The sequence below is a fragment of the Microbispora sp. NPDC046933 genome (genome assembly GCF_040644635.1).
Classification (GTDB): Bacteria; Actinomycetota; Actinomycetes; order Streptosporangiales; family Streptosporangiaceae; genus Microbispora.
In genome coordinates, this window is sequence record NZ_JBEYWW010000035.1 from 73,398 (window position 1) to 90,290 (window position 16,893).

Annotated in this window: 18 protein-coding genes and 2 pseudogenes; 9 read left to right on the forward strand and 11 right to left on the reverse strand. The window is 71.8% G+C overall.

Annotation, left to right across the window (positions count from 1 at the left end; genetic code table 11):
* Window positions 1-42 precede the first annotated feature (42 nt).
* The gene (locus ABZ857_RS35250) at window positions 43-918 is read left to right on the forward strand and encodes a hypothetical protein (protein WP_357052157.1); all 876 of its coding nucleotides are present in this window, start codon (window positions 43-45) and stop codon (window positions 916-918) included.
* Between the two features lie 86 nt (window positions 919-1,004).
* Here the strand turns inward: ABZ857_RS35250 and ABZ857_RS35255 are convergent, their stop codons facing one another.
* Genes ABZ857_RS35255 through ABZ857_RS35265 form a run of 3 tightly spaced genes read right to left on the reverse strand, consistent with a single transcriptional unit; the run spans window position 1,005 to window position 2,671 of the window.
* Window positions 1,005-1,367 (reverse strand): DUF2203 domain-containing protein, encoded by a 363-nt coding sequence (locus tag ABZ857_RS35255; protein ID WP_357052160.1) that lies wholly within the window; start codon window positions 1,365-1,367, stop codon window positions 1,005-1,007.
* 34 nt (window positions 1,368-1,401) lie between these two features.
* Window positions 1,402-1,773 carry a VOC family protein gene (locus ABZ857_RS35260; protein ID WP_357052163.1) on the reverse strand — a complete coding sequence of 124 codons (372 nt, stop codon included), beginning with the start codon at window positions 1,771-1,773 and terminating at the stop codon, window positions 1,402-1,404.
* A 10-nt stretch (window positions 1,774-1,783) separates the two neighbouring features.
* Entirely contained in the window at window positions 1,784-2,671 is an 888-nt protein-coding gene (locus tag ABZ857_RS35265) for a helix-turn-helix transcriptional regulator (protein WP_357052166.1), read from the reverse strand.
* Between the two features lie 102 nt (window positions 2,672-2,773).
* Here ABZ857_RS35265 and ABZ857_RS35270 point away from each other — a divergent pair, with 102 nt between their 5' ends.
* On the forward strand, window positions 2,774-4,171 hold the full coding sequence (locus ABZ857_RS35270) for an MFS transporter (protein ID WP_357052168.1): 1,398 nt from the start codon (window positions 2,774-2,776) through the stop codon (window positions 4,169-4,171).
* 4 nt (window positions 4,172-4,175) lie between these two features.
* Here ABZ857_RS35270 and gdhA read toward each other — a convergent pair whose 3' ends face one another.
* Both gdhA and ABZ857_RS35280 read right to left on the reverse strand, forming a co-directional pair.
* Window positions 4,176-5,519, reverse strand: a complete 1,344-nt coding sequence (gene gdhA / locus ABZ857_RS35275) for an NADP-specific glutamate dehydrogenase (protein WP_357052171.1) — start codon at window positions 5,517-5,519, stop codon at window positions 4,176-4,178.
* A gap of 70 nt (window positions 5,520-5,589) precedes the next feature.
* A complete protein-coding gene (locus ABZ857_RS35280) occupies window positions 5,590-6,522 on the reverse strand; it encodes a GNAT family N-acetyltransferase (protein ID WP_357052174.1) in 933 nt (310 codons plus the stop codon).
* A gap of 209 nt (window positions 6,523-6,731) precedes the next feature.
* Here ABZ857_RS35280 and ABZ857_RS35285 point away from each other — a divergent pair, with 209 nt between their 5' ends.
* The 4 genes from ABZ857_RS35285 to ABZ857_RS35300 all read left to right on the forward strand — a co-directional run bounded on the left by ABZ857_RS35285 (window position 6,732) and on the right by ABZ857_RS35300 (window position 11,945).
* A complete protein-coding gene (locus ABZ857_RS35285; RefSeq protein ID WP_357052176.1) occupies window positions 6,732-7,253 on the forward strand; it encodes a SigE family RNA polymerase sigma factor in 522 nt (173 codons plus the stop codon).
* On the forward strand, window positions 7,250-8,224 hold the full coding sequence (locus tag ABZ857_RS35290) for a hypothetical protein (RefSeq protein ID WP_357052179.1): 975 nt from the start codon (window positions 7,250-7,252) through the stop codon (window positions 8,222-8,224). Before ABZ857_RS35285 ends, ABZ857_RS35290 begins: the two co-directional genes overlap by 4 nt.
* A 171-nt stretch (window positions 8,225-8,395) precedes the next feature.
* Window positions 8,396-10,282 carry a PQQ-dependent sugar dehydrogenase gene (locus ABZ857_RS35295; RefSeq protein WP_357052182.1) on the forward strand — a complete coding sequence of 629 codons (1,887 nt, stop codon included), beginning with the start codon at window positions 8,396-8,398 and terminating at the stop codon, window positions 10,280-10,282.
* A gap of 175 nt (window positions 10,283-10,457) precedes the next feature.
* Window positions 10,458-11,945, forward strand: a complete 1,488-nt coding sequence (locus ABZ857_RS35300) for a PQQ-dependent sugar dehydrogenase (protein WP_357052185.1) — start codon at window positions 10,458-10,460, stop codon at window positions 11,943-11,945.
* 13 nt (window positions 11,946-11,958) lie between these two features.
* Here ABZ857_RS35300 and ABZ857_RS35305 read toward each other — a convergent pair whose 3' ends face one another.
* The 4 genes and pseudogenes from ABZ857_RS35305 to ABZ857_RS35320 form a co-directional block, all read right to left on the reverse strand.
* Entirely contained in the window at window positions 11,959-12,732 is a 774-nt protein-coding gene (locus tag ABZ857_RS35305; protein WP_357052188.1) for a thioesterase family protein, read from the reverse strand.
* An 11-nt stretch (window positions 12,733-12,743) separates the two neighbouring features.
* Window positions 12,744-13,046: pseudogene (locus ABZ857_RS35310) on the reverse strand (hypothetical protein); the annotation flags it as partial.
* A gap of 101 nt (window positions 13,047-13,147) precedes the next feature.
* A complete protein-coding gene (locus ABZ857_RS35315) occupies window positions 13,148-13,453 on the reverse strand; it encodes a hypothetical protein (RefSeq protein ID WP_357052191.1) in 306 nt (101 codons plus the stop codon).
* A 52-nt stretch (window positions 13,454-13,505) separates the two neighbouring features.
* A pseudogene (locus tag ABZ857_RS35320) lies at window positions 13,506-13,770 on the reverse strand (transposase); the annotation flags it as partial.
* A gap of 194 nt (window positions 13,771-13,964) precedes the next feature.
* Between ABZ857_RS35320 and ABZ857_RS35325 the strand changes: the two are divergent.
* A complete protein-coding gene (locus tag ABZ857_RS35325; RefSeq protein ID WP_357052194.1) occupies window positions 13,965-14,273 on the forward strand; it encodes a hypothetical protein in 309 nt (102 codons plus the stop codon).
* On the forward strand, window positions 14,270-14,665 hold the full coding sequence (locus ABZ857_RS35330) for a hypothetical protein (protein WP_357052197.1): 396 nt from the start codon (window positions 14,270-14,272) through the stop codon (window positions 14,663-14,665). The genes ABZ857_RS35325 and ABZ857_RS35330 overlap by 4 nt, the downstream gene beginning before the upstream one ends.
* 837 nt (window positions 14,666-15,502) lie before the next feature.
* Here ABZ857_RS35330 and ABZ857_RS35335 read toward each other — a convergent pair.
* Window positions 15,503-15,850: a hypothetical protein gene (locus ABZ857_RS35335; protein ID WP_357052200.1), complete on the reverse strand. Its 348-nt coding sequence runs from the start codon at window positions 15,848-15,850 to the stop codon at window positions 15,503-15,505.
* A gap of 127 nt (window positions 15,851-15,977) precedes the next feature.
* Window positions 15,978-16,493 (reverse strand): hypothetical protein, encoded by a 516-nt coding sequence (locus ABZ857_RS35340; RefSeq protein ID WP_357052203.1) that lies wholly within the window; start codon window positions 16,491-16,493, stop codon window positions 15,978-15,980.
* Here ABZ857_RS35340 and ABZ857_RS35345 point away from each other — a divergent pair.
* Complete coding sequence (locus tag ABZ857_RS35345; protein WP_357052206.1) at window positions 16,480-16,692, forward strand: hypothetical protein; 213 nt, start codon at window positions 16,480-16,482, stop codon at window positions 16,690-16,692. The two genes, ABZ857_RS35340 and ABZ857_RS35345, sit on opposite strands and share 14 nt — an antisense overlap.
* Window positions 16,693-16,893 lie beyond the last annotated feature (201 nt).

Sequence of the window (16,893 nt, forward strand, 5' to 3'; positions counted from 1 at the left end):
TGGTTCTGCTCTTCGACCAGATTCGCCCTAGAATCCGCCGATGTGAACGAAGGTCACGAGGACCCGCCGAAGCTCCCCACCAGAGAGCGCTCTCCTCGGCCCGGGACCGGCCGCCACCGACGGCCGCTCCCCGCCGACCTGCCGCCCGACGCGCCCGCCCTGGTCCTGGCGGTGCCGGGCAAGGCCGGAGAACCGGCGGGCCCAAGCGGGGACGTGGCCATGGAGGTCGCCTCCATCGTCAAGCTCGACAACCCGCAAATCGACCTTCGCATCGTCTCGCTGGCCGACGGCGGCGCCGACCTCACCAAGGAGTTCACCTCCATCGCCGCGCAGCGGCCCGCGGACGGGCCGGCCGCGGTGGTCGTCCCGCTCGTCACCGGGCCCCATCCGCGCGTGCTGCGCGCCGTACGGGACGCCGTGACGCAGAGCGAGACCGCGGTGAAGATCACCGAGCCGCTCGGCCCGCATCCGCTGCTGGCCGAGGCCCTGCACGTGCGCCTGGCCGAGGCGGGCCTGGCCCGCGCCGACCGGATGCGCCTGTTCAACGTCTCGTCCCCGGTCGACGGGATCATCGTCGCGACCGCCGGGGGCGACGAGGCCGCGCGCGGCGCCGACGCGACGGCCGTCCTGCTGGCCGCCCGCCTGACACTCCCCGTCGTCCCCGCCGCGCTGGACGGCCAGCCGAGCGTGCGCGACGCCGCCGAGCGCCTGCGCAACATCGGCGCCAACCGGCTGGCCATGGTGCCGTACGTCATCGGCCCCGAGACCGACCGTGAGCGGATCACGACCGCCGCCGAGTCGATCGGCGCCGGGTGCGCCGAGCCACTCGGCGCGCACGAGTCCGTGGCCCGCATGGTGTGCGTCCGGTACGGCGCCGCCTTCGGCGGTTTCGACGGCTTCGACGACCTGTCGGAGTGAGAGCGGCGCCGGCGGTCAGCGCCGCACGAGAAGGCTGACCTGGGCGCCGGCCTCCCGGAACCCGAGGGCGCGGCGGCGGCCGAAAGTCAAGGCAGAGGGCGGCGGCCGGGGAAGCCGAGGTCGCTGCGGTGATACCAGCCCAGGGCGGTCTCCCCCTCCAGCCAGCACAGCCGCACGGACACGCCGCCGAGCACGGCGGGGAAGTCGACGAGCAGCGGGGCGACGCCCTTGACCTCGATCTCCTCGGCGTCGAACCAGCTCAGCAGCTCGTCCATCCGCGCCTCCAGGCCCTTGGCCTCGGGCAGGCCGCCGAGGGGTGAGGCGCCCGCGTGCCGCAGGTCGTGGGTGAGCTCGGCCAGGTCGGCGCGGACGACGACGAACGCGCGGGCGTGCTCCAGCACCTCCGGCATCAGCGACCTGGCCTCGTCGACCGTGAAGATCCTCGCCACCCTCCGGACGCTACCGCATCGGGCCTGCGGAGGCTCACAGGCGGCGGCGCAGCAGGCAGAACTCGTTGCCCTCCGGGTCGGCGAGCACGTGCCAGTCCTCCTCGCCGGTCTGGCCCACGTCGACCGGTACGGCGCCGAGCTTCAGCAGGCGCTCCAGCTCGGCCGCCTGGTCGCGGTCGGTGGGGTTGACGTCGATGTGGAGGCGCAGCTTGCCCCGCTTGGGCTCGGGCACCGGCTCGAAGATGAGCGTCGGCTGGAGACCGCCGAAACCGGTGCCGGGCGGGCCGATCTCCACCCAGCCGTCCTTGCGCTCGATCACCTCGAAGCCCAGCACCTCGCACCAGAAGGCGGCGAGCCGCTCCGGGTCGTGGCAGTCGACGACGAGTTCACTGATACGACAGGCCATGACTGCGGCTTTACCCGCGGACGGGCTCCCCATGCAGCGGGCAGTGGGCGACCTCCGGATGGACCGTCAGCCATTCGATCCGCTGCCGGCTCTCGTCGTCCATGGGCGTGTAGACCACGATGCGGGTCTCCGGCGGCGCCGCCAGCGCCATGCTGGTGGACGTCAGGCGGATCAGGCCCACCGACGAGTGCTTGAACAGCTTCATCCGGACGCCCGGCCTGGCCACCTCGTGCATCGCCCACATCCGGGCGAACTCCGGGCTGGCCGCCGACAGCCGGGTGACGAAGCCCGTCCACGCCGGCTCTCCCACGTGCCTGCCGAAGGCCGCCCGCAGCGTGGCGACCATCTGGGGAAGCTCCTCGTCCTTGTTCACGAGCGGGCAGCAGCAGTCCGGCATCGTGAACACCCGCCACAGGACGTTGCGCTCGAGCCTCGGCCGGCCGACCACGGACGCGAAGATCGTGCCGTACGCGGCGTTCCAGGCGAGCAGGTCGTAGCGCCCGTTGTAGACGCACGCGGGCAGCGGGTCGAGCTGGCGCAGGATCGTGTGCACCTCGGCGTCGAGGCCCTCCCCGTCGCCCGCAGGATCGGCGATCTCCGGCAGGTCCGCCAGCCGGTAGAGGTGCTCCCGCTCGGCCGCGTCCAGCCGCAGCGTGCGGGCGATGGCGTCGAGCACCTGCACCGACGCGTTGATGGGGCGGCCCTGCTCCAGCCAGGTGTACCAGGTCACGCCCACACCCGCGAGCTGGGCGACCTCCTCCCGCCGCAGGCCCGGCGTGCGGCGGCGCAGGCCGGGCGGCAGGCCGACATCCTCGGGCCGGATCCGCTCGCGCCTGCTGCGCAGGAAGGCCGCGAGCTGCTCACGCCTGGTGTTCCTGGTGCGAATCCCCGTCGTCACCTCCCCATCTTGGCCGGTGCGCGACCGCGTTGCCAGGTGGTGTCGGTACCAGTATCGGCAGGCTCTCGTTACCGGTATCGCGGCGGCCGCATCGTTGCCGCCATGACCACTGTCACCACCCGCGCGCCGGCCGCGCGGCGAACCTCGCCGACTCTGCTGCTCACCATCATTCTGGCGGGGCAGTTCATGGCCATCCTCGACGCCACCATCGTGAACGTCGCCGCGCCCACGATGCGCGCCGACCTCGGGGCCACCGGCTCCGGGCTGCAACTCGTCATCTCCGGCTACACCGTGGCGTACGCGATGTTGCTGATCACCGGGGCGCGGCTCGGGGGGCTGCTCGGCTACCGGCGGCTGTTCCTCACCGGGCTCGCGGTGTTCACGGCCGCATCGCTGATGTGCGGGCTCGCCCCGTCGACCGGCGTGCTGATCGCCTTCCGGCTGGTGCAGGGCGCGGGAGCCGCCCTGATGGTGCCCCAGGTGCTCAGTCTGATCCAGGTCACCTTCGACGGCGCCGCGCGGGGACGGGCGCTGGGCGTCTACGCCACGGTCATCTCGGCCGGCGCGGTCGTCGGCCAGGTGCTCGGCGGGCTGCTGGTGACCGCCGACCTGTTCGGCACGGCCTGGCGGCCGGTCTTCCTGGTCAACGTGCCGATCGGGCTCGCGCTGCTGGTCGTCGGCGCCCGGACGCTGCCCGCCGCACACGTGCGGCGTGAGCAGGGGCTCGACGTGCCCGGTCTGGTCACCCTGTCGCTCGCGGTCTGCCTGCTGGTCGTGCCGCTCGTGCTCGGGCACGAGGAGGACTGGCCGCTGTGGGGGTGGATCGCGATGGGCCTGTCGGTTCTCGCGTTCTGCGCGTTCCTGCTCGTGGAGCGGCGGGCGGCGCATCCGCTCGTCCCCGGCCGTCTGCTGCGCACGCCCGGGGTGGCCGTCGCCGCGTCCGGCATCTTCCTCGTCATGGCGGCGTACGGCGGCTGGCTGTTCGCCATGGCCCTCCACCTGCAGGGCGGCCTCGGCGACAGCGCCCTGCGGGCGGGCTGCCTGTTCATCCCCGCGGCCGCCGCGTTCGGGCTGACCAGCCTCAACTGGAAGCGGCTGCCGGCCCGCCTGCACCGGCCGATGATCGTCGCGTCCGCCGTCGTCACCGCCGGGGGCGAGCTGGCCCTGGCGGCGGCGCTGGTCGGCGGCGGCCACGGCGAGCCGCTGCTGGAGATCAGCTTCGTGGCCATCGGGGCCGGCATGGCGGGCACGTTCAGCCCGCTCATGGCGGTGGCGCTGGCCCGGGTCGCGCCCGCCGACGCGGCCGACGCCAGCGGCCTGCTGGCGATGATGCTCCAGCTCGGCCAGGTCGTCGGCGTGGCCGTGTTCGGCACGCTGTTTCTCAGCCTCGCCCCGTCGGCGCACGCCGCCACGGTGACGTCGCTGTGTCTGGCCGCGGTCTCGGTGGCCGCGGGCGGGTGCGCGCTGCCGCTGCTGCGCACCCGCCGGAACCGGGAATGAGCACTCAGATGAGGCCGAGGGCGAGCATCGCGTCCGCCACCCTCCTGAAGCCGTCGATGTTGGCGCCGGCCACGTAGTCACCCGGCATGCCGTACGCGTCGGCGGTCTCCAGGCAGCGGGCGTGGATGTCGCTCATGATCTCCTGGAGCCGCCGCTCCGAGAACTCGAACGTCCACGAGTCGCGGCTGGCGTTCTGCTGCATCTCCAGGGCGCTGGTGGCCACGCCGCCCGCGTTGGCGGCCTTGCCGGGCCCGAAGGCCACCCCGGCCTCCTGGAACACCCGGATGCCCTCGGGCATGGTGGGCATGTTGGCGCCCTCGCCGACCGCGACGCACCCGCCCCGCACCAGCGCCTCGGCGTCCTTGCCGGTGATCTCGTTCTGCGTGGCCGACGGCAGCGCCACCTCGCAGGGCACCTCCCACACGCTGCGCCCGGCGACGTACGTCGCCTCGGCGCCCCGGCGCTCGGCGTAGTCGCTGAGGCGGCGCCGCTCGACCTCCTTGACCTGCTTGAGGAGGTCGAGGTCGATGCCCTTCTCGTCCACCACGTAGCCGGAGGAGTCGGAGCAGGCGACGACGACGCCGCCCAGCTCGCGCACCTTCTCTATGGCGTAGACGGCGACGTTGCCCGAGCCCGAGACGACCACGCGCTTGCCGTCGAACGACGTGCCCCGCGCCTTGAGCATCTCCTCGACGAAGAACGCGCAGCCGTAGCCGGTGGCCTCGGTGCGGACCTGGGCGCCGCCGTAGGTCAGCCCCTTGCCGGTGATGACGCCGGACTCGTACCGGTTGGTGATGCGCTTGTACTGGCCGAACAGGTAGCCGATCTCCCGGCCCCCGACGCCGATGTCCCCCGCCGGCACGTCGGTGTACTCACCCAGGTGCCGGTAGAGCTCGGTCATGAAGCTCTGGCAGAAGCGCATGATCTCCCGGTCGGAGCGGCCCTTCGGGTCGAAGTCCGCGCCGCCCTTGCCCGCGCCTATCGGCAGGCCGGTCAGGCTGTTCTTGAAGATCTGCTCGACCGCCAGGAACTTGATGATGCCGAGGTAGACGGAGGGGTGGAAGCGCAGCCCGCCCTTGTACGGCCCGAGCGCGCTGTTGAACTCGACCCGGAAGCCGCGGTTGATGTGCACCTCGCCCTGGTCGTCCTCCCAGGGCACCCGGAAGATGATCTGCCGTTCCGGCTCGAAGATCCGCTCAATGATCTTCTGCTCCGCGTACTCGGGGTGCTTGCCGAGCACCGGGCCGATGCTCTCCAGCACCTCGCGTACGGCCTGGTGGAACTCGGTCTCACCAGGGTTGCGGCGCAGGACGTTGTCGTAGACGGCCTCGAGCCTTTCGTGCAGCATCAACACTCCCTTGCTGTCTGATTTCTCCCTGTTTCACAGTAGAGGCATCCGGGGTGTGAGCAACCTCATCTCAGCGGGTGGGACGTACGAGGGCCCGCCAGACGTCGATGACGAGCACCGGGCGCATGCCGACCGACCGGTACAGGCCGAGTGCGGGAGTGGTGTTGTTGCCGTCCACGTGCAGGATCGTGCCCACCCGCCCGCGCCGCTCGTCGGCCTCGAAGGCCCGCGTGAGCAGCAACCGGCCGAGACCGCGCCCGCGGAAGGCGGGCCGCACCGCCAGCGTGCGGACATAACCGCAGTTCTCGTCGGGCACGAAATGGTTCGTGCCGAGCAGCATGGCCGCGGGCTCGCCGTGGACGCGGGCCAGCAGCAGCTGCGTCCAGTCGTTCGCGCTGGACGCCTCCATCTCGTCGGCCCACTCCTCGAACGTCTTCGGCACGAACCCGAAGTGCTCGGCGAAGCCCTCCTGCTGGACGGCGTGCGCCGCGCGCAGCACCTGCTCGCCGCCGGGCGAGCCGGTCTCGACCGTGACCTCGGGCAGGAAAAGCGGCCGTACGCCGGCGTGGTCGGCCCGCATGCGGTGGAAGCTGGTCGCGGGCGCGAAACCGCGCTGCTTGGCGGCCTCGCGCATGACCGTGTCCCGGTCGTAGAGGCTGACGTCCACCACCGCGTGGTCGTGCCCGGCCTCGCGGGCGAGGTCGCCGGCCCTGCCGAGCACCAGGTCCCACAGCAGAGCGGCCGCGCCGGGCTCCCGCGCCTGCACGTCGATGTCCACGTTGTCGCTCGTGCCCTTGCGCCTGGCGTGGCCCCAGCCGAGGAGCCGCCCGCCCGAGCGGACCACCCAGCTGTCGCGCTCCAGGTCCAGCTCGCCGAGAGTGTCGGCGATGTCGCCGAGCGTCCAGTCGGGCTTGCCGGTCACTTCGATGTCGTGCTCGGCGACCAGTTCGTGGATGGCCGCCGCGTCGGCGGGCGTCGGCCGCCGGATGTCGTAGTCGTTCACGCCACTGTTTGTACGCATCGCCACTTGTGGGCGGCTTGCCGGAGAGTTGGCGGCAGCTCCACGGGCGATCCGAACGATCCCCGTCCCCCCGCTGGCCGGGCACGAAGACGCTCGCGGAAGCGAGTTCGGCCCGCCGTGCAACCTCCGCGGCGTCGCGCGCATCAGAGAGGCGAGCACGCCCGCGGGTACGGAAAGGAGGGCGGACGCAGGTGGGGGGAAGTCCGGCGCGCGACGCCGAGTTCACCGAGTACGTGACGGCGAAGGCGCTGTGGCTGCGCAAAGTCGCCTACCTGTTGTGCGGCGACTGGCATGCCGCCGACGACCTCGTGCAGGCCACCGTGACGAAGCTCTACACCAACTGGCATCGCGCCGGCCGGGCGGACAACGTCGACGGCTACGCCCGTACGACGCTCCTCAACACGTTCCTGGCCGAACGGCGGGCGCCGTGGGCGCGTCTGATCGTGCTGCGCGGCACCCACGACGACGTCGCGGACCACGAGGGCGACGTCGACGCGGCGCTCGACCTGCGGGCGGCCCTGGCCGCTCTGCCCCCGCGCCAGCGGGCCACCGTCGTCCTGCGGTATTTCTGCGACCTCAGCGTCGAGGAGGCGGCCCGCACGCTGGGCTGCTCGACCGGCAACGTGAAGAGCCAGACGGCACGGGGCATCGACACGCTGCGCCGTCTCCTCCGGACCCGTCCCGTCGCTTCGCCAGAGGAGTATCGAGCATGACCGGCGACATCCCGGACCTGGCCGCCGAGCTCAAGGCGCTGGCGCAGGCGCCCGCGCCCCCGATGACCCTGGATCTCGCCCGTGCACGCGCAACAGGACGAAGGCGACTGCGCCGTCGCCGAACCTGGACGATCGGCGTCGGCGCCGCCGCCCTGGCGGCCGGGCTGGCGGCCATGCCGCTCGTCAGGCCGGCGCCGGAGCCGGCTTCGGCGGTGACGTTGTCCGCCGGACCCGCCCCGCTGATCGCGCACGCCTCGTTCGGCTGGTTGCCCGAGCCGATCGCCGGAGTCGGCTACCAGGCGGGACCGCACGGCGACCAGATACTGGCGCGGGAAAGGGGCGACTCCGGCGCGCGGATCATCCTCAGCCTCTACCCGGATGACCGGGAGCCGGCGCCGGGAAGGTTCGCCGACGGCGCCGAGGGGGTCGCCGTACCCGCCCGGGTCCACGGCCGGCCCGCCTACTGGCTCACCCATGACGCCTCCGACCCCCTGAACGGTGGCGACATATACCTGCGCTGGCAGACCGCCGGCGGCCGGTGGGCCGAGCTGCACGCCTACTACCTGAACGTCGCCGATCCGCAGGAGGTCCTGCTGCGCGTCGCGGCCGGCGTGACCGTCGGGGACCACGCCGTGCCGCTGCCGCTACGCATCGGCGGCATGCCTGCCGGCTTCCGCCTACAGGAAGTGCAGCTGTGGCGGCCGCCGTTGCGGGGCACCGGCGCGTGGGAACTCCAGGTGTTCCTCTCGGCGAACGGCCTCCCCGTCACGGTGAACGTCAGCCCGGCAGGAGGCTCCCCGCGGCCTCCGAAGAGCACCTGCACGAGCGCCACCGGGCTCGACCTGTGCGTGCAGGTCGACGGCCCGGTGCCCGCGTCGCTGCGCGCGATCGGCGGTCCGCGGGGACTGCTCGACCGGATCACCCTGCTCGGCGCCGACGAACGCGACTGGACGACCCAGGTGATCGGCTGACGCGCAGCCCGCCCGAGCGCCCGCTCGTGAAAGTTTCCTCAACCGGACCCCGGCGGCGGACGTTCGCGCAGGCCGGCGCAGAGGCGTCCGCCGGTTGATTGCCTCGGCCGCCACGGACGCTTTCGATGGTTGACGAGCCGGTTGCCCCCCGTCCCGTCCCGGGAGCGTGTGATGCCCAAGCGCCTCATCGTGACACTCGCGGCCATTCTCAGCGCGGTGACCGCCGCCGCGGCGCTCGTCCTGACCCGGCCGGCCGCCGCGGGCGCGGCCACCGGCGGGTTCGACTTCACCCGGGCGCAGGTCGTCGCCACGGGGCTGCGGGTGCCCTGGGGGATGGCCTTCCTCCCGGACGGCAGCGCCCTCGTCTCCGAACGCGACACCGCGACCATCGCGCAGGTGCGTCCCGGCTATTCACCCGTACAGGTGGCTTCGGTCCCCAACGCGTATCCCGCCGGTGATGGCGGCCTGCTCGGCATCGCGCTCTCCCCCACGTTCGTGCAGGACCAGTTGATCTACGCCTACATCAGCTCCGCCTACGACAACAGGGTGGTCCGGTTCCGGATCAACGCCCCGCAGACCCAGCAGGTGATCCTCCCCGGCATCCCCCGCGGCCAGTTCCGCAACGGCGGGCGCATCGCGTTCGGCCCCGACGGCATGCTGTACGTGGCCACGGGCGACGCCGGGAACCCCACGAACGCCCAGAGCAACAGCCTGGGCGGCAAGATCCTGCGCATCACGCGCGACGGCACGATCCCCACGGGCAACCCGTTCCCCGGCTCGCCGGTCTACAGCTACGGTCACAGCAATGTCCAGGGGCTCGCCTGGGACGAGGGCGGGCGCCTGTACGCCACGGAGTTCGGCCAGAACGCCACAGACGAGATCAACTACATCCAGCCGGGTCGCAACTACGGCTGGCCGGCCTGCGAGGGCGTGTGCGGCAACACGAACTTCGCGAACCCCCTGGTGACCTGGAGCGCGAGCGAGGCGTCGCCGAGCGGCCTGGCGCACGCCAACGGCACGCTCTTCGCCGCGGCCCTCGCAGGTAAGCGGCTGTGGACGGTGCCGGTCAGCGGCGGCTACAGGACGGGCACTCCGGTGGCCGAGCTCCAAGGAAGGATCGGTCGGCTGCGCACCGTGGCCGTCGGCCCGGACGGCTGGCTCTGGGTGGCGACGAGCAACCGCGACGGCAGGGGGACCCCGGGCTCCGGCGACGATCTGATCATCCGGATCCCGCCCGCCGGCTACCCGTGGCCGCCATCCAGCTCGTCGCCCTCACCGTCGGCCGGCTCGTCGGCCTCACCGTCGGCCGGTCCCTCGCTCTCGCCGTCGGCCGGCCCCTCGCTCTCGCCGTCGCCCAGTCCCTCGCCGTGCCCCTCCCCTTCGCTCAGCCCTTCACCCTCGCCGTCACCCAGCCCCTCACCGTCCCCCAGCGCCTCACCGTCGCTCAGCGCTTCACCGTCGCCCAGCCCCGCACCGCCCCCCAGTCCCTCGCCGTCGCCCAGCGCGTCGCCGTGCCCCCCGGGGCCCAGCCCCTCGCCCACGCCGCCGGCCAGTCCCTCGCCGTGCCCCTCCCCTTCGCTCAGCGCTTCAGCGTCACCCAGCTCCTCGCCATCACCGAACCCATCACCGAGCCCGTCACCGTGCCCCTCACCGTCACCCTCACCGTCCCCCAGCCCGTCGCCGTCGGCCAGCCCTTCGCCCACACCGTCGCCCACACCGTCGCCCACACCGTCGCCCAGCCCGTCAGGTACACGATCGTGCGAGGCGACGATCCGGCTCAGCCTCTCGTGGACGGCGGCCTCCCGGGGCGAGCTGACGGTGCGGAACACGGGAACCCTGCCCATCTCCTCGTGGACCGTCACCTTCAAGGTCCCCAACGGGCTGAACTACGTGCAGATGTGGGACGGGCACTACGCCCAGCCGGGAGCCACGGTGACCGCCAACAACCAGTCATGGAACGGCGTGCTGCCGCCGGGCGCGTCGGTGACGCTGGAATTCGCGGTCGGCTGGTCCGGTGGCGCCGTCGAGGTGCCGGTGGTCACCTGCACGGCCACCTGACGCCTGTCCGACGTGCCCGCGCCCGGCCGGCTGTCAGCGGGAGACCGCGAGAGCGCGGCGCGCGAGTGATCACCCGGCTGATGGCACGGGTGATTGCACGGGTGATCGCAGGCGGCGCGGCGCAGCGTTCGATGAGTCATGAGCTGGAACCCGACGTCTCGACCTGGAGCCTCTGATGCCCAAGCGTCTCGCCGTGGCACTCGCAACCACCCTCAGCGCCGTGACCGCCGCCGCGCTGGTCGTGACCCAGCCGCCTTCCGCGACCGCGGCGACCGGTGGGTTCGACTTCACGCGCGCGCAGGTCGCCACCACCGGTCTGCAGGCGCCCTGGAGCATCGCCTTCCTTCCCGACGGCAGCGCCATCGTGTCCGAACGCGACACCGCGACCATCGCGCAGGTGCGTCCCGGATCCGCGCCGACGAGGGTGGCCACCGTCCCGAACGTGTCACCGCAGGGCGAGGGCGGCCTGCTCGGCATCGCGATCTCCCCCACCTACGCCCAGGACCAGTGGGTCTACGCGTACTTCAGCTCGGCATCCGACAACCGGGTGGTCCGGTTCCGGCTCAGCACCCCGCAGACTCAGCAGGTGATCCTCTCCGGCATTCCTCGCGCCCAGTTCCACAACGGCGGGCGCATCGCGTTCGGCCCCGACGGGATGCTGTACGTGACCACGGGCGATGCCGGGACCTCCGCGAACGCCCAGGACCTGAACAGCCCGGGCGGCAAGATCCTGCGGATGCGGCCCGACGGCACGGTCCCCCCGGACAACCCGTTCTCCGGCTCGCGCGTCTACAGCTACGGCCACCGCAACGTCCAGGGGCTCGCCTGGGACGAGGGCGGGCGCCTGTACGCCACGGAGTTCGGCCAGAACACCTGGGACGAGATCAACTACATCCAGCCGGGTCGCAACTACGGCTGGCCGGCCTGCGAGGGCATGTGCGGCGACTCTCGCTTCACCAATCCCATCCAGACCTGGAGCACCTCCGAGGCCTCGCCGAGCGGTGTCGCGTACGCCAACGGCACGCTCTTCGCCGCGGCCCTCGCAGGTAAGCGGCTGTGGACGGTGCCGGTCAGCGCCGGCAGCAGGACGGGCACTCCGGTGGCCGAGTTCCAAGGGACGTACGGACGGCTGCGGACCGCGACCGTCGGCCCGGACGGCTGGCTCTGGGTGATGACGAACAACCGCGACGGCAGGGGGACCCCGGCCGCCGACGACGACCGCGTCATCCGCGTCCCGCCCGCGGGCGGGACGTCGCCCAGCCCCTCAGCGTCGCCGAGCGTCTCGCCCTCCGCCAACCCCTCGTTCTCCCCCAGCCCCTCGCCCTCCGCCAGCGCGTCGCCGCCGGCCGGTCCGCGCGCATGCTCCGCGGCCTACCGGATCGCCAACCAGTGGCCGGGCGGCTTCCAGGGCGAGCTGACGGTGCGGAACTCGGGAACGGCAGCCATCTCCTCCTGGACCGTCACCTTCGCCTTCCCCAACGGCCAGAGCATCACTCAGCTGTGGGGTGGCCGCTACACCCAGTCGGGATCCACGGTGACCGTCACCAACGAGTCCTGGAACGGCGCGCTGGCCCCGAACGCGTCGACGACGGCCGGCTTCACCGGCAGCTGGTCCGGCGGCGCAAACGGTACGCCGTCGCCCGTCACCTGCACGGCGGCCTGACGCCCTGCTCGAGTCAGCGTGGCCCGACGAACAGGGTCTGCGTGGCCGCGCCGACCTCGCCGGACTGGTCGAACAGCGTGGTGCGGGTGAGCCCCCGCCCCCTGGGACCGATCGTCGTGGCCGCGTCCAGGCAGATCCACTCCCCCTCCGGGGCACGGAACAGCGAGATCGTGAGATCCACGTTGGCGAACAGGTAGGCGTCGAAGTCCAGGACGCCGCTGATGCCGTTGCCGCTGTCGGCGAACATCGCGAGCCGTTCCAGCGGCGTGATCTCCTCGCCCTCCACCAGCGGCACCCGCGCCCTGCCCCACGCGACGGACGGCCCGGCCTCGTCCGGGGAGCCCTTGACAAACCGCCAGTCCGTGGCCCTGCCGTACCCGAATCCCCGCGCGATCCAGGAGTCCGCGTCGCCCGGGGCGGGCGGCGGGACCGGCGCGGGCGGTGGCACGGCCTCGCTCGCCGGGCTTTCGGCCTCCCTGATGCGCCACGCGGTCGCCCTGACCAGCTCACGTCCGCCGGAGACGACGGAGGCGCCGAGACACTGGACGCGCCTGCCGTCCCGGATCATGTCGGTGCGGACCTCCACCTCCGCGACCGGGACGGGGGCGAACACGTCCACCGCCAGCCGCGCCGGAGGGAGGCCGGGGAAACGGCTGGGAACGCGGGCGAGCTCGTGCACCAGCAGCGCGGTGACGGGTCCCATGTGCTGATGCCGTGGATCCCACGGCCCCTGCGTGTGCTCCGTCGCCTGGAACCGGCCCTGGCCGAGGGGGACGTACATCGCCATGAAACAAGATTCTAGAGGCGACTTCCCGGCTCCCTCCGGCCGAAGCACCGCACCGCCACTTGGGCGCCCGCCGCCGACCCGGCTCGGTCCAGGCGTTGAACAGAACCCGTGCCGGGGACCGCATACCCCGGAATCGACGGCCACCGGACGGTGAGCACCACCGACTCCTCTTCGGCGTGCCAGGAGTGATCGACCCCGTGGCCCCACACCACGTAATCGCCCTGGTCCGCCAACAGCACGCTTCGCCCAGGAAACTCGACGCGAAAACGGCCGCTGATCAGCACGAGGAGCGCGGTGCGCCGCCTGATGACCGCGCGGCTGCGGCGTGCTCGTCTGTGCTCGCGCTTGCGTGAGAGCCGGGTCCGGTCGTACGGGATCCGGCCGCGAGTGGGGCCGGATCCCGGGTCCGCCGTGGTCAGGACGGCGGCTTCAGCTGACAGGGGAGGGTCAGCCCCTGGCGACGTTGCCGGGGTTGACTCCCACTGTGATGGCGCCGGTGAAGCCCGCGGAGGTGGAGCCGGTTACGGCGAGCAGGCCCGAGGAGGCGCCCGCGCCGTCGTAGATCGAGTCCTGCGCGAGCGTCGTCCTGGCGACGGTGTTGGTCCTTCGCGTCGGTGATCTGTGCGCCCCGCAGGAAAGTTCCGTCGTCGGGCTCGGAATGCCCGTTGCCTCCCACAAAGCCCGAATACTCCCCGAGCGCGTCCGCGTGCCAGATCTCCACCGCGGCGCCGGAGATCGGCGCGCACGTGGCGGAGTCGACGACCGTGATCTTGAGCGGCGGCCTTCTTCAGGATCTCCCGCTCTTCCCGCAACTGACGGACCTCCCGCCGCAGCCGCGCCAGTTCCTCCCGTTCGGCACTGGTCAGACCGTCCTCGCGGCGGCCCTCATCGCGCTCGGCCTGGACCACCCAGTTCCGGATCGACTGCGCGGTCGGCTCGAACTCCTTGGCCAGTTCCTCCGGCGTCCCGGCCGGCGCGGACCAGCTCCACCATCTGCCGCCGGAACTCCGGCGGGTACGGCGGACGTGACATCGGCACTTGTGCACTCCTCCCGGGACACATCGTCCCAAGCACTCAGGTGTCCACAAGACCGGGGCAACATCAAGCCCAGCGGCGAGCCGTAGGGCCGCCCGCGCCGTAGCCGACCCTCGGGGCGCGAGCCGTACATCCCGTACGGCTCGCGCCTGCGTGTTTCCCCTGACACGCCGTTCCTACCGAGGTAGGGTGCTGGTATGACCGTGAAGATAACTATCAGCCTCCCCGACGACCTCCACGAAGAGATCAAGGCCATCACCGACCAGAGCGGCGAAAGCGTCTCCGGCTTCTTCGCGGCCCTGGCCCGTACCAGGCTCGACGCCGACCGCTGGTCGCGCGAGCAGCTCAAGGCCGAGCTCGACGCGATACGCGCGGCCGACCCCGAAGGATTCGACCGGCAGCGCGCCGCACTGCGGGCTCGTATGCGCGCCGCGCTGGAGTCGGCAGGCCGTAAGGCCGCCGCCCGCGCCGCAGGGAGCAACGGCGCAGGGAGCAACTCCGCGTGATCGCCGGGTTCGTCGCCGACCTGACGGCCGTGTTGCACCTGCTCGACACGGGCGACAAGAGCGGCGCGCGCATGGCGCTGGACGACATCGCCGACGCGGGTCACACGCTCCTCATCCCGGCCACAGTGTTCACGCAGGCGCTCATCATCGCCGACCCCACCTCCGACCGGGTGATGTGGTTGTACGGGTTCCGCGCCTGCGAGGTCGCCGACCACACAGGCCGTGAGGCGTTCAACGTCGCGGCACAGTCCCGCTTCGCCGACCGACCGTACGAAGTCCACCTCCACGACGCCCAGACCGCCTACCTCGCGGGCGCCCGCGACTGGCCCATCCTGACCGCCGACCCCGCCAGGTGGACGGGATACAACCACCTCGACCTTGTCCAACTCTGACCGAAGGACTATCCCGTCATGGGTGCCATCCTCCAGCCGACCTGATCTGGTTGAGGACTGCCGCGTCGGCCTTTGCAACTGCAAGGTTTCACCTTCTCCGGGTGAGGCACGGAGCCGGACGTTGTCGGCGGCGCCGCCCTTGGTGACTGCGGTGACCCGGTAGGTGATCACGTCTCCCACGTTCACCGGGCCCTGCGGGCTGGCGGTCTTGCTCACGATCACACACGGCGTGGTCTGCAGCGAGACAGCGTTCAGCAGGTTGCCGAAGTTTGGCGTGTTGCGCGCGGCCGAGACCGAACGGAAGGCGAAGCGGGTGGTCGTCCGCCCGGCCGGCACGCTGTACGCCCCGGTGTGGGTACGCCAGTTGTCCTTGTCGTTGGTGATGAGCTGCTGCTGCACCACCGGTCCGGGCGCTCGGATGTCCAGGCCGTCGTGTCTACGCCATAGGCGCGCGGCGAGCCAGCCGCCAGTACACCTTCTGCTCTGGGTGGTCGGCAGGTCCTGACAGAGGGTCGACCACTGGTTACGTCACCGCATCTCACGACACCACCAAGCGGTCCCGGCTGGACCTGCTTCATGTGACGAATTTTCGCTGCAGCGAAAGTCATGCGGATGCCGCGCTCCTGGCAGTCCCGGAACGCAAAACAGGCTTAAGTTACTAGGTACTGGTGCACGCAGTACTTGCACACTCGCGAACCTGAGCACGAACACGCATAAGAACGTGGGCACGAATCACGCGCAGTGGCAGCGCGCTCGGGCGGGTCTTCCCCCCTGGTCCAGGGGTCTCGCCCCCCGAACCGGGTGTGGGATCGCCTCGCCTGGAACCGGCGGCGATCGTCAGCGCCTTCCCGGCGACGGAGGGAGAAGGGCGACCTGGTAGCGGTCGCGGTAGGCCACCCGGGAGCCGGGGGCGTTCTTGACGCGGATCACCCGTACAGTGTGACCCGCCTCGCGCAGCTCGGCCCAGTGGGCGCGGCCGTACACGCGCCAGCCCTCCTCGGTGTACCAGAACCGGACCCGGCGGTTGTTCAGCGGCGGCAGGCGCAGCCCGTCCAGCGAGGAGCACGGACCGCCCGACGCCCACGCCCCGCGCAGCCGCGTGCCCGAGGGCCTCTCGCCGTCGTCGCGGGGGATGTCCGCGTCCACCCAGCTCGTGATCGTGTCCGCCAGGATCCGGTAGAGCATGCCGGCACCTCCACCCCAAGGATGGGCCGGATCGCCAGCGGTAACCAGGGTGCGGAGCCTCAGGCGACGTGGACGGCCACGTCGGCGCCCGCACCAGGTGCGGGACCGTCTCCCCGTTGATCACTGCTCACTCCTGTTGGTCGGGGACCGGCGGACTGCGGCCCCACGGGCTCGACGGCAGCGCTATCACGCCGGCCGGTTGCACCCCGCACGGGACGCGGTTGGCGTGCGACTGCCGCAGGAACCACGCCGCGCTGGCGTCGCCCAGCAGCTCCAGCGCGTCCAGCGCGCCCCTCCCGGGTGTCAGGTCGACCACGCACTCGACCGCCTGCCCGCGCTCGCGGGCGCTGGCCACGCACTCGGTGCCCGGGCCCTCCCCGGCGCCCTCGCGGATCAGGTGGGCGGCCAGGCCGGTGAGGTCGATCCCGGCAGAGTAGACCGTGCGGACGAAGTACCGCCCGATGTCCTCGCGGGGCCGCAGGGGATGGAGGCGGCGCCGTTCCAGCACGGCGAACGCCTGCCGGGCGGTGGCCAGCCACTCGGCCGGGCCGCCGTGCAGGTGGTCGGCCACGCGCGCTGCCTCCAGGTACGCGCGGACGTCGCTGGCCCACGCCGCCACCGGCCAAGTCGTGGTCTTCTCCACCGAGATCCAACCGCTGGGCATCTACACCGACCCCACCGGCTGCACCAAGCTGCCCATCACCGCCCACTCCCTGGACAACCAGACCGACGCCCCCGTCGTCGTGTACGCCGACCCGCTCTGCCTCACCCCGGGCATCACAGTCAATCCCGGCCACGGCGCGCACCTTCCGCCGCATTCCGGAAGCTTCTCGATGGACTAGCTAGGGAGTGTCTGACAAATGCTGCCCGTCGCGAGCGTGGATCCAGGTGGATGTATCGCAAGGCCGAGGAGGAGGCCACGGAGCTATGGGCGACGACGAGAACGCAGCGAGACGCCGCCTGGGCCACGCGCAGCAAGGCGGGTAGCGCACCCCATGCGGGTCACGCGGATCCGGGACCGCGGCCAAGGCGCGCAGCAGGCC

Excerpts from the sequence above, each read along its gene's own strand:
- ABZ857_RS35290 (WP_357052179.1), top strand. The coding sequence starts at position 7,250 with ATGACCGGCGACATCCCGGACCTGGCCGCCGAGCTCAAGGCGCTGGCG.
- ABZ857_RS35295 (WP_357052182.1), top strand. The coding sequence starts at position 8,396 with ATGCCCAAGCGCCTCATCGTGACACTCGCGGCCATTCTCAGCGCGGTG.
- ABZ857_RS35325 (WP_357052194.1), top strand. The coding sequence starts at position 13,965 with ATGACCGTGAAGATAACTATCAGCCTCCCCGACGACCTCCACGAAGAG.
- gdhA (WP_357052171.1), bottom strand. The coding sequence starts at position 5,519 with ATGCTGCACGAAAGGCTCGAGGCCGTCTACGACAACGTCCTGCGCCGC.
- ABZ857_RS35305 (WP_357052188.1), bottom strand. The coding sequence starts at position 12,732 with ATGGCGATGTACGTCCCCCTCGGCCAGGGCCGGTTCCAGGCGACGGAG.
- ABZ857_RS35335 (WP_357052200.1), bottom strand. The coding sequence starts at position 15,850 with ATGCTCTACCGGATCCTGGCGGACACGATCACGAGCTGGGTGGACGCG.
- ABZ857_RS35300 (WP_357052185.1), top strand. The coding sequence starts at position 10,458 with ATGCCCAAGCGTCTCGCCGTGGCACTCGCAACCACCCTCAGCGCCGTG.
- ABZ857_RS35270 (WP_357052168.1), top strand. The coding sequence starts at position 2,774 with ATGACCACTGTCACCACCCGCGCGCCGGCCGCGCGGCGAACCTCGCCG.
- ABZ857_RS35260 (WP_357052163.1), bottom strand. The coding sequence starts at position 1,773 with ATGGCCTGTCGTATCAGTGAACTCGTCGTCGACTGCCACGACCCGGAG.